Annotated in this window: 16 protein-coding genes and 1 tRNA gene; 11 read left to right on the top strand and 6 right to left on the bottom strand. The window is 64.2% G+C overall.

Going from position 1 to position 13,929, the window contains the following annotated elements; translation table 11 throughout:
- Positions 1–3: 3 nt before the first annotated feature.
- Complete coding sequence (locus AC1RRE_RS13385; RefSeq protein ID WP_492981682.1) at positions 4–453, bottom strand: (2Fe-2S)-binding protein; 450 nt, start codon at positions 451–453, stop codon at positions 4–6.
- A gap of 108 nt (positions 454–561) precedes the next feature.
- Here AC1RRE_RS13385 and AC1RRE_RS13380 point away from each other — a divergent pair, with 108 nt between their 5' ends.
- Positions 562–1,437: a LysR family transcriptional regulator gene (locus tag AC1RRE_RS13380; RefSeq protein ID WP_492981681.1), complete on the top strand. Its 876-nt coding sequence runs from the start codon at positions 562–564 to the stop codon at positions 1,435–1,437.
- A gap of 21 nt (positions 1,438–1,458) precedes the next feature.
- Here AC1RRE_RS13380 and AC1RRE_RS13375 read toward each other — a convergent pair.
- The 4 genes from AC1RRE_RS13375 to AC1RRE_RS13360 form a co-directional block, all read right to left on the bottom strand.
- Positions 1,459–1,533 (bottom strand) — tRNA-Gln (locus AC1RRE_RS13375).
- Between the two features lie 76 nt (positions 1,534–1,609).
- Positions 1,610–2,500: a 4-(cytidine 5'-diphospho)-2-C-methyl-D-erythritol kinase gene (locus AC1RRE_RS13370; RefSeq protein ID WP_492981680.1), complete on the bottom strand. Its 891-nt coding sequence runs from the start codon at positions 2,498–2,500 to the stop codon at positions 1,610–1,612.
- 8 nt (positions 2,501–2,508) lie between these two features.
- Positions 2,509–4,248, bottom strand: coding sequence for a tetratricopeptide repeat protein (locus AC1RRE_RS13365; RefSeq protein ID WP_492981679.1), 1,740 nt, complete (start codon positions 4,246–4,248; stop codon positions 2,509–2,511).
- Positions 4,249–4,251: 3 nt separating this feature from the next.
- Complete coding sequence (locus AC1RRE_RS13360) at positions 4,252–5,898, bottom strand: electron transfer flavoprotein-ubiquinone oxidoreductase (protein WP_492982935.1); 1,647 nt, start codon at positions 5,896–5,898, stop codon at positions 4,252–4,254.
- Positions 5,899–6,075: 177 nt separating this feature from the next.
- On the opposite strand from AC1RRE_RS13360, the gene AC1RRE_RS13355 reads away from it, so the two are divergent.
- The 10 genes from AC1RRE_RS13355 (at position 6,076) to AC1RRE_RS13310 (ending at position 13,424) form a co-directional block, all read left to right on the top strand.
- Entirely contained in the window at positions 6,076–6,933 is an 858-nt protein-coding gene (locus tag AC1RRE_RS13355; protein WP_492981678.1) for a uracil-DNA glycosylase, read from the top strand.
- Positions 6,930–8,141, top strand: coding sequence for an MFS transporter (locus tag AC1RRE_RS13350; RefSeq protein ID WP_492981677.1), 1,212 nt, complete (start codon positions 6,930–6,932; stop codon positions 8,139–8,141). The genes AC1RRE_RS13355 and AC1RRE_RS13350 overlap by 4 nt, the downstream gene beginning before the upstream one ends.
- A gap of 86 nt (positions 8,142–8,227) precedes the next feature.
- A complete protein-coding gene (locus tag AC1RRE_RS13345) occupies positions 8,228–9,997 on the top strand; it encodes a lytic transglycosylase domain-containing protein (protein ID WP_492981676.1) in 1,770 nt (589 codons plus the stop codon).
- A 60-nt stretch (positions 9,998–10,057) separates the two neighbouring features.
- Entirely contained in the window at positions 10,058–10,633 is a 576-nt protein-coding gene (gene moaB / locus AC1RRE_RS13340; RefSeq protein ID WP_492981675.1) for a molybdenum cofactor biosynthesis protein B, read from the top strand.
- A gap of 90 nt (positions 10,634–10,723) precedes the next feature.
- Entirely contained in the window at positions 10,724–11,170 is a 447-nt protein-coding gene (locus AC1RRE_RS13335) for a GNAT family N-acetyltransferase (protein WP_492981674.1), read from the top strand.
- Between the two features lie 20 nt (positions 11,171–11,190).
- The gene (locus tag AC1RRE_RS13330; RefSeq protein ID WP_492981673.1) at positions 11,191–11,331 is read left to right on the top strand and encodes a hypothetical protein; all 141 of its coding nucleotides are present in this window, start codon (positions 11,191–11,193) and stop codon (positions 11,329–11,331) included.
- A 77-nt stretch (positions 11,332–11,408) separates the two neighbouring features.
- Entirely contained in the window at positions 11,409–12,518 is a 1,110-nt protein-coding gene (locus AC1RRE_RS13325; protein WP_492981672.1) for a PA0069 family radical SAM protein, read from the top strand.
- A complete protein-coding gene (locus tag AC1RRE_RS13320) occupies positions 12,518–12,919 on the top strand; it encodes an MmcQ/YjbR family DNA-binding protein (protein ID WP_492981671.1) in 402 nt (133 codons plus the stop codon). Before AC1RRE_RS13325 ends, AC1RRE_RS13320 begins: the two co-directional genes overlap by 1 nt.
- 78 nt (positions 12,920–12,997) lie before the next feature.
- Positions 12,998–13,216, top strand: coding sequence for a hypothetical protein (locus AC1RRE_RS13315; RefSeq protein ID WP_492981670.1), 219 nt, complete (start codon positions 12,998–13,000; stop codon positions 13,214–13,216).
- Between the two features lie 10 nt (positions 13,217–13,226).
- On the top strand, positions 13,227–13,424 hold the full coding sequence (locus tag AC1RRE_RS13310) for a hypothetical protein (protein WP_492981669.1): 198 nt from the start codon (positions 13,227–13,229) through the stop codon (positions 13,422–13,424).
- A gap of 21 nt (positions 13,425–13,445) precedes the next feature.
- Here AC1RRE_RS13310 and AC1RRE_RS13305 read toward each other — a convergent pair whose 3' ends face one another.
- On the bottom strand, positions 13,446–13,703 hold the full coding sequence (locus tag AC1RRE_RS13305) for a hypothetical protein (protein ID WP_492981668.1): 258 nt from the start codon (positions 13,701–13,703) through the stop codon (positions 13,446–13,448).
- Between the last annotated feature and the right edge of the window lie 226 nt (positions 13,704–13,929).

Genomic DNA, 13,929 nt, shown 5'->3' with positions numbered 1-13,929 from the left:
CTCTTAAGCGTTCGCGGCGGCATGAATGGCCGCGCGCACCTGTTGGAAGGTGCCGCACCGGCAGATATTGGTGATGGCCTCGTCGATATCCTTGTCGGTCGGTTTCGGATTCTCGCGCAGCAGCGCGGCCACGGCCATGATCATGCCGCTCTGGCAGTAGCCGCATTGCGGCACGTCATGCTCAATCCAGGCCTGCTGCACCTTGTGCGGCGCGCCGCTGGCCGCCAGTCCCTCGATGGTGGTGATCGCCTTGCCGATCGCATCCTCGACCAGCACGCCGCAGGATCGTGCAGCCACACCATCGATATGGACAGTGCAGGCGCCGCATTCGGCGATGCCGCAGCCGTATTTTGTCCCTGTCAGGCCGGCATTCTCCCGGATCGCCCACAGCAGCGGGGTGTCGGTGTCCGCATCGATCTCGACGGTCTTTCCATTGATCGTAAGGCTGGGCATGTATCTTCACGGTTTGACGTTGAGGTGTCTGGTCCGCCTGTTTATGCTGCCCCCTATTGGGTGAAAATGCATATATTTGCAGATCGCTTGGGGAAAAACGCGCAAGCCATGAACTGGGATAATCTCCATTATTTCCTGACGCTTGCCCGCACGGGCAGTCTTTCGGCTGCGTCGAAGATACTGGGGACCGATCATTCCACTGTCGCCCGGCGCATCGTGGCGCTGGAGAAAGAGCTCAAGCTGCGGCTGGTGGACCGGCGCGCACGGGCCTACAGCATCACGGCGGCGGGCCAGGAGGTCTGCACGATGGCAGCGCGGGCCGAGGCCGCTGTCGAAGAAATCGAGAGATTCGCCCGCGGCAATGCCGCGTCACCGGAAGGGCTGGTGCGGGTGAGCGGGCCGCACGCCATCATCATGAATTTCGTCACCCCACGCTCCCTCAAGCTGCAGCGCCAGTATCCGAATGTGCAGCTGGAGCTGATCGGGGAGTCGCGCGAACTGTCGCTCAACCGGCGCGAGACGGATGTCGCCCTGCGTCTGTCCAAGCCGCGCGAGAGCGGCCTCATCACGCGCAAGCTGGGTGAGATCAGTTACGGCCTGTATGGCGCGAAGGATTATCTGGCCGCGCGATCGCCGGAGGAGTGGGATTATGTGGGATTTGATTCAAGCCGGGATCATGTGCCCCAGCAACAATGGCTCAGGACACTTTCCGATGGCCGCGAACTGACGCTGCGCGCCAATGACATGACGGCGATCATCGGTGCGGTGCGTGCCGGGCTTGGCATTTCTGCGTTGCCGCGCGGCATGGTCGGCCAGGACAAGGCGTTCAAGGAAATCAAGACGGCAACGCCGGCGCCGTCTCGCGAGCTCTGGCTGGTGTTCCACCGCGATGTCGGCAAGGCGCCGGCGATCCGTGCCGTGATCGACCATCTGGTGGCGATCTTCAAAAGCGACTGGGGAGCATCCAGGGGATCATCGTCGTGATCTGTGCAGCCTTGTACAGGCTGGCTGGGGCGGGAGGGATCGAACCTCCGAATGGCGGTACCAAAAACCGCTGCCTTACCGCTTGGCTACGCCCCAGCAGGGCCTGAAGAAACCGCCCGCATGAAGCAGGCCGGTCAGGCGGGCCGGACAATACTGGGGGCGGGGAGCGGTTTCAACCCGCCGCCGTTGCTGCCACCCACCATTTCGGATAGGCGCGACCGATATTGCGGGCGGCGAAATCGGCATCCCGTTTCTCGGCGAACAGGCCGAAACAGGTCGCGCCCGAGCCTGAGAGTCTTGTCAGCAGGCAGCCGGCCTGGGCCTTCAGCGCCGCCAGCACCGGATCGATCTCCGGCGCCATGAAGCGCGCCGGCGCCTCCAGGTCGTTGCGCCGCGCCCGCAGCAGGATGGCCAGATCCGCCGCACTGTCGGGCCGGCGCTCCAGAGGCTGCGGTGCGCCGTATTGTCCCGCCAGCGCCGTGAAGATATCCTTGGTCGCCAGCGCCACGCCCGGATTGACCAGCACCAGCCAGAAGGGCGGCAGGGGCGGTGCCGGCGCCAGCTGTTCGCCAACCCCCTGCATGAATGTTGCGCGGCCTTGCAGGCAGACCGGCACATCAGCGCCCAGCCGGATGGCCGCATTGCCCAGGGCTTCGTCGTCCAGTTCGATCTGCCACAGCGCGCGCAGGCAGTGCAGCGCTGCCGCTGCATCGGCCGAACCGCCGCCGATGCCGGACGCCACCGGCAGGGTTTTGGTCAGCGTCAGCGCAGCACCTTTCATGGCGCCGGTCTGCAGGTTCATCGGCTGCAGCAGGGAAGCGGCGCGCAGCACCAGATTGTCAGCGGCGGCTTCGGCCTGCAGGATTTTTGCCTGCGGGCCCTCGATGGCGAGGCTCAGGTCTTCCGCCGGCGCGGCCGCGATGCGGTCACAGGCGACGGCATCCTGGGCGAAGACCACCAGGCTTTCGAGCGTGTGATAGCCATCCGCTCGTTTGCCGGTAACATGCAGGAACAGGTTGATCTTGGCCGGCGCCAGCCGGCTCAACGCTGTTCCGGCGCTCATGACATGTCCTACTTGGCGGCGACCGGATCGAGGCCGTGATCGATCTTGCGCTGCACGGTCAGACCCAGTTCCTGCTCGGGCTTCAGGCCCAGCGCACGACGCCACTGGAACTTGGCCTCTTCCTGCCGGCCGACACGCCAGTAGGCATCGCCCAGATGGTCGGTGATCACCGGATCGCCGCCCTTGAGCTCGACGGCGCGCTCCAGCTGCACGACGGCTTCGGCATAGCGGCCCTGGCGATACAGCGCCCAACCCAGGCTGTCGATGATGGCGCCGTCATTGGGGCGAAGCTGGGCCGCGCGCTCGATCATCTTGGTGGCGCGATCAACATGGCGATGCATGTCGACCCAGGAATAGCCGAGATAGTTCAGCACCAGCGGCTGGTCGGGCTGCAGTTCCAGCGCCTTCAGCATGTCGACTTCGGCCTTGTCCCACTGCTTCGAGCGTTCGTAGGCGATGCCGCGACCGAACACGATGCTCCAGTGGCGCTGCTCCAGGCGCGGAATCCGTTCCAGCGCGTTGGAATATTCCTTCGCCGCCTCGGGCCATTTTTCCATGTTGCGATACATGTCGGCCAGCGTGAGCAGGGCGCGCGAACTGGCCGGATCGGCACTGGCCATGCGGCGCAGGATACGCACGGCTTCATCCGTGCGGCCCAGTTCGTTGATGCACCAGGCGGCACGCAGCTGGGCGCTTTCGCTGTAGGCCGAGCCGGTCGCGACCTTGCTGTACATGGTCAGCGCCTGGTCGTAGCGGTTGCGGCTTTCGTAGATGTCGCCCAGCAGCATGCGGGCGTCATCCAGATCGGGGCGCATGAACAGCGCCAGCTGCAGATGCAGTTCGGCCAGCTCGCCGCCATCCGAACGGCCCAACGCAGAGGCGGAGGCGAACATGGCTTCGGCCATGCCTTCCACTGCATTGCCGATCAGCGGCGCGGTCTGGCCGCGATTGGAATCGAGGCGGCGCAGTGCATGGATCAGCACCGGATTGTCCGGGTTCTGCACCATGTGCTCGTTCAGCAGGCGTCGCGCCTCGGCCATACGGCCGCGGCGCTCCAGGAAGCGGCTGTAGCCGTCGATCAGGCGCGTGCCGGCCCGGTCGCGGCCCTCGATGGCCTCGCGATAGGCGGCCTCGGCGGGTTCGGCCTGATTGAGGATTTCCAGCAGCAGCGGCTTCAGATAGGTGTGCACGCCGCTCAGCAGCGGGTGGCGCTCCAGGCGCTGCAGGTTGGCGATGGCCTGGTCGCCCTCACCATTGCCGGCATGGGCGAAAGCGGCGAGCAGCGGATTGAAGGCTGCGTGAATGCCGCTGGTCGGGCCTTCGGCCACCAGCTTCAGCACGCCGTTGTAATCGCGCGCCAGCATCATGGCCGACGCCTGCGTCATGCGTGGCAGGTATTCGCCGGGATTGAGCTGGCGCAAGGAAGGCACCAGCGTCACGGCTTCAGGCACCCGGCCATCGGCGATCAGGGCGATGAAGGCACCCTGGGCCAGCAGGCTGCTGGCCGGATCGTCCCGCAGCGCGCGCAGGTAATAGTTGGCGGCGGCGGTGTTGTCGTTCATCTCGCGCGCATGGCGGGCGGCGAGGAAATTGCCATAGGGAGAGTCGAGACGATAGCCGCCGCGCGATGAGAAGCCGGAAGAGCCGCCCTGCGTGCTGCAGGCGGCCAGCGGCAGGATGGCGGCCAGCAGAAGCGTGGCGGCCAGGCGGTATGATGTGCGTCGGGTGCGGGAGGCTGTGTCTGTCATGGCTCACATGTTGGGATAATTCGGACCGCCGCCCCCCTCAGGGACGGTCCAGTTGATGTTCTGTGCAGGATCCTTGATGTCGCAGGTTTTGCAGTGGACGCAATTCTGCGCATTGATCTGGAAGCGTGGGTTGTTGCCCGCGTCGTCCCGCAGCACTTCATAGACTCCGGCCGGGCAGTAGCGCTGCGCCGGCTCGTCGAATTTCGGCAGGTTCTCCGCAATCGGGATCGACGGGTCCTTCAGCTTCAGGTGGATCGGCTGATCTTCCTCGTGATTGGTGTTCGACAGGAACACCGAAGACAGCTTGTCGAAGCTGATCTTGCCATCGGGCTTGGGGTAGACGATAGGCTGGCAGTCCTTGGCCAGCTTCAAGGTCTCGTGATCGGCCTTGGTGTGGCGCGTGGTCCAGGGCACCAGGAAGCCCAGGCCCAGGTCGTTCAGCCACATATGGATGCCGCCAAGCAGCGTTCCGATCCACATGCCGTGCTTCATCGCCGGCTTGACGTTACGCACCTTCCACAGGTCCTTGAACGACCAGGAGTCCTTGAAGGCTTCCGGATAGGCGGTCAGTTCGTCGCCGCCGGCAGCGCCGCCCTTCAGCGCCGCGAAGGCGGCTTCGGCGGCCAGCATGCCGGTCTTCATCGCGTTATGGCTGCCCTTGATGCGCGGCAGGTTGACGAACCCGGCCGAGCAGCCGATCAGCGCACCGCCCGGGAAGGTCAGCTTCGGGATCGACTGCAGGCCACCCTCGTTGATGGCGCGGGCACCGTATGAGATGCGTTTGCCGCCCTCGAAGAACTCACGCACCGACGGATGCGTCTTGAAGCGCTGGAACTCATCGAAGGGCGAGAGATAGGGATTCTCGTAGCTCAGGTGGATGACGAAGCCCACGGCCACTTGATTGTCTTCCAGATGGTACATGAAGCTGCCGCCGCCGGTGCTGTTGTCCAGCGGCCAGCCCTGCGTGTGAACAACGAGGCCCGGCTGGTGCTTGGCCGGATCGATCTGCCACAGTTCCTTGATGCCGATGCCGAACTTCTGCGGATCGACGCCGTCGCGCAGATTGAATTTCTTCTGTAGCTCCTTGGCCAGTGAACCGCGCACGCCTTCGCCGATCAGGGTGTACTTGCCGCGCAGCTCGACGCCCGGCGTATAGCCCGACTTGTGCTCGCCATCGCGGCCGATGCCCATGTCGCCGGTGGCGACGCCAACGACTTCACCCTTGTCGCCATACAGCACTTCGGCGGCAGCGAAACCCGGGAAGATTTCCACGCCCAGTTCTTCGGCCTGGCTCGCCAGCCAGCGGCAGACATTGCCAAGAGAGACGATGTAGTTGCCGTGATTGTTCATCAGCGGCGGCATCGCGATATTCGGGATCGGGATGTGATTGGCTTCGGTCAGGATCCAGAACCGGTCATCCGTCACCGGCGTGTTCAGCGGCGCGCCCTTGGCCTTCCAGTCCGGGATCAGCTCGTTCAGCGCAATGGGATCGACCACGGCGCCGGACAGGATATGGGCACCGACTTCGGAGCCTTTCTCCAATACGCAGACGGAAATCTCGTGATTCTGCTCGGCAGCCAGTTGCTTCAGACGGATCGCGGCAGCCAGGCCGGACGGGCCGGCGCCGACGATAACCACGTCATATTCCATCGATTCGCGTTCAGACACGGGGCACCTCTGAATTGATGTCTTTTTTATTTTGGGGGCATCACTGCTGGTCAGCTTGACGCTCCCTGTCTGCTTACCAGACTATAGGGGGCAAGCCAACGGCGCGACCACTGGCCGGAACCGATGAACGCCACGGAAACTCCTGATTTTCCACCGACTATGCTCGATATTGCCTTGTTCTATGCCGAAGCCGGCGTGGACGAGGTGATCGGTGATGTGGCAATCGACCGCACCACGCTGCCCCAGGCGCAACCCCAGACTCAGACGGCGTCGAAACCTGCCGTAACGGCACAGGCTGGTGCAGGGGCCCAGGGCAATACTCCAACGTCCGGCCCGGCTTTCGGTGCCGCGGCTTTCCAGGCCTCGCGTCCGGCCCAGATGCCCAGCCCGGCGATGCTGTCGGGACAGGCGGTTGAAACCGCCGCCACCAAGGCGGCGCAGGCCTGCAACACCATTCCTGAACTGGAAGCCGCGATCAAAGCCTTCGACGGCTGCGCGCTGAAGGCGACGGCCACCAACACGGTGATCGCGCGCGGCAACCCGAAGGCGCCGCTGATGATCATCGGCGAGGCGCCCGGGCGCGACGAGGATGCGCAAGGCCTGCCTTTCGTCGGCGAGAGCGGCCAGTTGCTCGACAAGATGCTGAAGGCCATCGGCCGCGACGAGAGCAACGTCTATATCTCGAACCTGCTGTTCTGGCGGCCACCGGGCAACCGTGATCCTTCCACCGAGGAACTGCTGGCCTGCCGGCCTTTCATCGAACGCCTGATCGAGCTGGTGCAGCCCAGGATCATCGCCTGCGCCGGCAAGTTTTCGGCTGCGACCCTGCTCGGCACCACGCAGGGCATCACTCGCGTGCGCGGTCGCTGGCATGACTACAAGCGCGGCGATCTGGTGATCCCGGCGATGCCGCTGCTGCATCCGGCCTATCTGCTGCGCCAGCCCGGCGTGAAGCGTGAAGCCTGGCGCGATATGCTGGAGCTCAACGCGAAGCTGGAAGAGATCGCGCGCGCATGACGCGGGTGTTCTATGGCTGGGTGGTGGTCGGTGCCGCCTTCCTGGCGATGTTCACCTGCTTCGGTGCGGCCTACAGCTTTCCTGCCTTCTTCGAGCCGTTAAGCCGCGAATTCGGCGCCACGCGCGGCACCGTCTCGCTGGTGTTTTCCGCCGCCGGCTTCCTCTATTTCGCGCTTGGCGCCGTCAGCGGGCGGCTCGCCGATCGTATCGGGCCCCGGCCGGTGGTCGGTTTCGGCATGGCCTGCATCGGGCTGGGGCTGATCGCTGCCAGCTTCGCCGACAGCCTCGCCAGCATCATCATCTTTTATGGCATCGGCATCGGGATCGGCGTCGGCTTCGCCTATGTGCCCGCCATCGGCACGGTGCAGCGCTGGTTCATTGCCAAGCGTGGCCAGGCTTCGGGCTGGGCGGTCGCCGGCATCGGCATCGGCACCATGGCCGCGCCGCCGGCCGCCGCCGTTGTCATCGAACATCTGGGCTGGCGCGATGCTTACGTTGTCTTTGGTGTCGCCGTGCTGTTGCTCGGCGCGCTGGCCACGTTGCTGCTACGCGCGTCTCCGGCAGAGATGGGGCTGCAGCCCGATGGCGCGACAGCCATGCCGCAGGCAGCCGCAGCCAGTCCGCCACCCGGTCTCGAGCTTTCCGCCACGCTGCGGCATCCGGCCTTCTGGCTGCTCTATGCCGCCGGCGGCCTGAACTGCATCGGCACCTTCGTGCCCTTCGTGCATCTCGCGCCCTTCGCCATGGACCAGGGCCTGAGCCGCAGCGAGGGCGTCTGGCTGGTTGGCATGATCGGCGTCGGCAGCACGCTCGGCCGCTTTGTGCTTGGCGGTCTGGCCGACCGCATCGGACGCGGCCGCTGCCTCAGCCTGATCATGCTCTGCACCGGCGTGGCGCTGCTCTACTGGATCGTGGCGCAGGGCTTCCTGGCGCTGGCCGTCTTCGCGCTGGTCTTCGGACTGTTCTATGGCGGCTTTGTCGCGCTGGTGCCGGCGGTGACGGCTGATCTCTTTGGCCTGCGCGCCATGTCCTCGGTGCTGGGGGTGCTCTATACCTCTGTGGCCCTGGGCACGCTGCTTGGGCCGACCCTGGCCGGCTGGGTCTTCGATTCGACCGGCAGCTACACCTGGCCGATCCTGATCTGCGCGGTGGGCTGCGTGATCGCTGCCGGTATCGTTCTGCGCTTGCCGCAACATGTTGAAAAGTAAGGCCGCTACCCTCGGTTGACGTAACTTTACTTGTCCCCTCCCGCCGCATGCGGTATCCGGGAGACCGTTTTCGGGTTGGGGGGATCATGCATTTCGGGGGGATACTCCTTGTCTGTGGCCTGTTGCTGGCCGCCGCCGGTCCTGCTGCCGCGCAGGCCAACGACCTGCCCGCCGTGCTGGCCGCCGAGGATGTTGACCGCTATCAGCGCATTTTCGATTTCCAGACCGATGCCGAATGGGCCAAGGCCGATCGTGAGATCAGCCGCCTGAAAGACCGCGTGCTGATCGGCCATGTGCTGCAGCAACGGTACACCCATCCCACGGGCTACAACGCGACTTACGCCGAGTTGTCTGACTGGATGGCGAAATACCGTGACCATTCCGGTGCCGAGGAAATCTATCGCGCCGCGCTGAAAAAGAAGGGCCGCAAGGACAAGGCACCGGTCGCGCCGCTGGGCACCGACATGGGCGAATACAACGGCGAGCAGCCGGGCCAGGTCGCCACCACGCGGCGCATCCCGCAGTCCAAGGACCGCGATCCCGAACATCGCAATGCCATCGTGCAGGCCGAGAGCCAGTTCAATGCGCTGCTCAAGCGCGAGCGTCTGGGCGAGGCCGAAGCCTTTCTCAACAAGCCCGATGTGCGTAGCAAGCTGAGCGCCGTCGAGTTTGATGACTGGCGGCGCCGTCTGGCCTGGATGTCGGTGCTGGAAGGCCAGGACGAGCGCGCGCTCAATCTCGCCGCCGCGGCTGCGCAGCGCTCGCGTGGTCGTCTGTCCGAGCCCGACTGGGTCGCCGGCATCGCCGCCTGGCGTCTGGGCAAATACGACAATGCCGCGCATCATTTCGAGAACCTGGCGTTCTCCAAGGTCGCGTCGAGCTGGGAAAGATCAGCCGGCGCCTGGTGGGGCGCGCGCGTGCAGCTGCGCCTGCGCCAGCCGTCAGAAGCCATCCGCCTGCTCGAAATCGGCGCGCAGAGCGAACGCACCTTCTATGGCCAGTTGGCACTGGCGCAGCTTGGCACTGACCAGCCGCTGCGCTGGACGCCGCCGCCGCTCGATCCGGCCGAAGCCAAGCGCCTGTCTGAAATTCCTGCCGTGCGCCGTGCATTGGCCTTGAGCGAAGTGGGTGAGGCGGTGCGGGCCGACCGCGAGGTGCTGCGGCTGTTCGCGCAGTCGCCGGACCAGCTTGCCGGCGCGCTGCTCGGTCTGGTCAGCCGCATGCAGGCGGCACCGGCCTCGTCGATGAAGATTTCCATCGCCTGGTACACGGTGAAGGGCGAGGGCTATGACAGCGCGCTTTATCCGTTGCCGCCGTGGGAACCGGAGGGTGGATTCAATGTCGACCGCGCGCTGGTCTTCGCCTTCATGCGCCAGGAAAGTGCCTTCAATGCGCGCGCCATGAGCACGGCCGGCGCGACCGGCCTGATGCAGCTGATGCCGCGCACGGCAGGTGCTGTCGCCAACGACAAGAGCCTGCACCACAAGACCGGTCGCCATAAGCTGTTCGCGCCGGAATACAATATCGAGTTGGGCCAGAAGTATCTGCAGCACCTGCTGGAAATGCCGATGATCCGCGGCAACCTGCTGTATCTGACCGCCGCCTACAATGCCGGTCCGGGCAATCTGCAGAAGTGGCTGCGGGCTTCGCCCGATCAGAACGACCCGTATCTGTTCATCGAGACCATTCCGCTGTCCGAGACGCGCAACTTCGTGCAGCGCGTGCTGACCAATTACTGGGTCTATCGCACCCGCATCGGCCAGCCCGATACGTCTTTAAGCGCCACCATGACCGGCGGCTGGCCCATCTATCGCGGCCTCGACCGCGGCGAGCAGCGCGCTGAAAAGAAGAACTGAGCCTCTGGTCCAGCGCGACCTGACGCCATAGGTTAAAGGCGTCTCATCACCGGAGCCGCCATGACCGCCCTTCAGCCGCAGTCCTTTGTCGATGCCGATGGCAAGCGCCTGTTTGTGCCGGTGCGCATCGCCGTGCTCACGGTTTCGGATACCCGGAATTTCGAGGATGACAAATCCGGCAACACGCTGGCCGAGCGCCTGACCGAGGCCGGGCATCAGCTCGCCGCGCGCGCCATTGTGAAGGATGACGTGGCCGAGATTCAGGGCCAGCTCACCGACTGGATCGATGATGATACCGTCGATGTTATCCTCGCCACCGGCGGTACCGGCGTCACCGGTCGCGACGTGACGCCGGAGGCCTTTGAAGGCATCTACGAGAAAAGCATCCCCGGCTTCGGCGAGCTGTTCCGCATGCTCAGCTACCAGAAGATCGGCACCTCGACGATCCAGTCGCGCGCCACCGCCGGCGTAACACGCGGCACGTATCTGTTCGCGCTGCCGGGTTCGCCCGGCGCCTGCCGCGATGCCTGGGACATGATTCTGAAAGACCAGCTCGACTATCGCCACAAGCCCTGCAATTTCGTCGAACTGTTCCCGCGCCTGCGCGAGCACGAACGCCGCGGGGCCGGCAAGTAAACTGGCCCCATGTCTTTTGCCTAAACTGGTGCTTTTATCAGGACCGCTGTCGGGGTAATCGGATGGGATCGCCTCCTCAGGAATCCCATCATGTCCGACATTGTCATCCGTCCCGTTGCATCCACCGAGCGCAAGCAGTGGGAGCCGCTCTGGCTCGGCTATCTGGCCTTCTATGAGAAGAGTGTGCCGCAGGCCGTCACCGACGCCACCTGGACGCGTCTGCTCGATCCGGCGAATGCCATCGAGGGGCTGATCGCCTGGGAAGGCGATGTAGCGCTGGGTCTGGTGCAGTATCTGCTGCATCCCTCCACCTGGAACATGGGCGGCAACGTCTATTTACAGGACCTGTTCGTGGTGCCGGAATCGCGCGGCAAACGCATCGGCCGCCGGCTGATCGCTGCTGTCGCCGAGATATCGAAGGCCAAGGGGGCAGGCGTACTCTACTGGCAGACGGAAGAGTTCAACGGCACTGCACGGCGGCTCTACGAGCGCGTGGCCAAACGCGCGCCTTTCGTGCGATATAATATCGAGCTCTAACACAAGAACCGGAGCGAGCCATGACGGTGATGCGGTTGCTGATGATCGGTCTCATATGCGTCGGCCTGACGGCTTGCGCTAGCAATGCCTCAGTGGATGGTGGCGGCAGCGAGAATGGCGGCAATGCCAGTGGACGGATTGGCGGGCTTTTCCGCTTTTAAAGCCCTGATTTAAGCTTATATTCCCAAATATCTATGTATTCTTGAAATGTTCCTGTCACCGCGATATCCTCGCGGTCATGAAGAGAGTCGTCGCCCGCGCCATTTCCACGCCTGAGGACCACGCCCATCCCGATGCGCGGCGCGGCCGGGGCGCGCTGTCGAGCGTGCGCAGCCGCTACGACACGGAAACCCGGCAGAAGCAGGATGACGGCTGGGACAGCCTGGAAGAGGCCGATCCGATCCGCACGCATCTGCATGACGATGCGACGCGCAGCATCATCTCCTGGAACAAGTCGCCCGATATTCCCTTCGATCGCTCGATCAATCCCTATCGTGGCTGCGAACATGGCTGCATCTACTGCTTCGCACGGCCGAGCCATGCCTATCTCGGTTACTCGCCCGGTCTGGATTTCGAGACCGAGATCATGGTCAAGCGCAATGCCGCCGCGCTGCTGCGCAAGGAACTGGCGCATAAAAATTACAAGGTCGCCACCATGTCGATGGGGACGAACACCGATCCCTACCAGCCGGTCGAGCGCGACTTGAAGATCACCCGCAGCATCATCGAGGTGCTGCTGGAGACCAAACATCCACTGGGGATCGTGACCAAGAACCATCTGGTCACCCGTGATATCGACCTGCTGGCGCAGATGGCCAGGCTCAACCTGGTGAAGGTCTATCTCTCGGTCACCACGCTCGACCGGCATCTGGCACGCAACATGGAGCCGCGGGCATCGACGCCGGGCAAGCGGCTGGAGGCCATCCGCTTGCTCAACGAGGCCGGCATCCCCTGCGGCGTGATGACCGCGCCGATGATCCCGGCCATCAACGACATGGAAATGGAAAACCTGTTGGAGGCCGCCTGGGTGGCCGGCGCGCGCGAGGCCGGCTGGGTGTTCCTGCGGCTGCCCTATGAGCTGCGCGAGCTGTGGCGCGAATGGCTGCAGGCGCATTATCCTGACCGCGCGTCGAAGGTGATGAAGCTGATTCAGGAGTCGCGCGGCGGCCAGGATTACGTGGCCGATTTCGGCGACCGCATGCGCGGGCAGGGCGCTTATGCCGACCTGATCGCGCAACGCTTCCGGCTGGCGATCAAGCGCATCGGCTTCAACGAGCGCCGGCTGTCGATCCGCAAGGACCTGTTCCAGCCGCCGCTGCTGGATACCAGGCAGGGGAGTCTGTTCTGATGGCCGGGAAGTACCAGGTGCCGAAAAAGAACGACGTACGCAAGATGGCACCGAAGACGCCAACGGATCGCCTGCGCGCCATCTGCATGGCGTTGCCCGAGGCCGAGGAGCGCGAGACCTGGGAGATTTCCACCTACCGCATCCGCAGCAAGATTTTCGCGCTCGAAAGCGCCATCGACGAGCGCCCCGCCGTCTGGTGCAAGGCGCAACCCGGCAGCCAGGAACTGCTGGTCAGCGCTGATCCCAAACGCTTCTTCGTGCCGCCGTATCTGGGCCACAAAGGCTGGGTCGGCATGTGGCTCGACAAGAAAGCCGACTGGGCAGAGGTGGCCGAGCTGGTGCGGCGCAGTTACGTGCTGATCGCGCCGAAGAAGCTGGCCGGGCTGGCGGCCCGGGAATAAAGCATCTGCATGGGAACTCCGGGGTTCCAGGCCTGTTTCCCTGCCAGCAGCTTCAGCCGCGCCGCAGGAGAATCCTTCATGGCCGACCGCGAATTCAGCCCGTTCAGCGTGGCCCTCAATCCCTTCCGGTCCCTGGATCGCCAGATCGACCGCATGTTCGACGACGGTTTCGGTGCGGGCTCGGGCGGGGCGCTGAGCCGGACGGGCGGTGCCATGCAGGCTGATTCGGAACTGTCCATGCCGCCGCCGACGCTGTTCATGCGCGTGGTCGGCATCACCACACGCCGGAAGTCCTGAGGAGGCGACCATGGCCAGTCAGCATCCCCCCAAGCACCCGCGCGCCAAACACGAGCGGGTGCGGGAAACCGAACGCACGCTCAAGCATGCAAAGGAAAAGCATGTGGAGGGCAAGCAGGTCGGCGACAAGCTGCCACCTGATCCGAAGGGCCGCGACAAGCTCCCAAAGCAGCCCGGTCAGACCATCGTCAATCCTGATCCGGACTGAGGCGAGGACTGAGCCGGCCGGTCAGTCGGCCGCATCCACCACGTCGTAATCCTCATCTTCCGGCCAGGGCGTGTCGTTCAGCCGGCGCTGCGCGTCCAGCAGATGCGTGATTGCATCGTTCAGGGCCTCGTTGCAGCTGGCGACATCGCGGATGATGCCCCGGGTATCGACCACGCCATTGCCGAACACGGCCTGCAGATCATTTTGCGCCTGCATCACCTGTTCCAGAATCTGCATGCTGGACTGATAGGCGGTTTGCAGTCGGGTGGCGGCAACCATGGCGCTCTCCTGTCGAGTCTCACTACCCCCGCAGGCATAATGCTGGACCGGCCGGCAACCGGGTGCCAGCGATAATTGCCTTACAAAAAAATTTCTGCGGCAGTGGAACCGGATCGCACAACTGCAATCATGGCTGTGAACGGCGACAAATTTCTAGGTGCGCCTGCGAATACCAGTGCAGCGGGTTGCGACCCTGTATTCGTGATGCCGGATCGCGCAATATCGG

It is taken from the genome of Ferrovibrio sp. GW821-FHT12D07 (genome assembly GCF_058807275.1).
The sequence above is the reverse complement of the archived record's forward strand: the minus strand, read 5'-3'. Positions and strand labels throughout refer to the sequence as shown.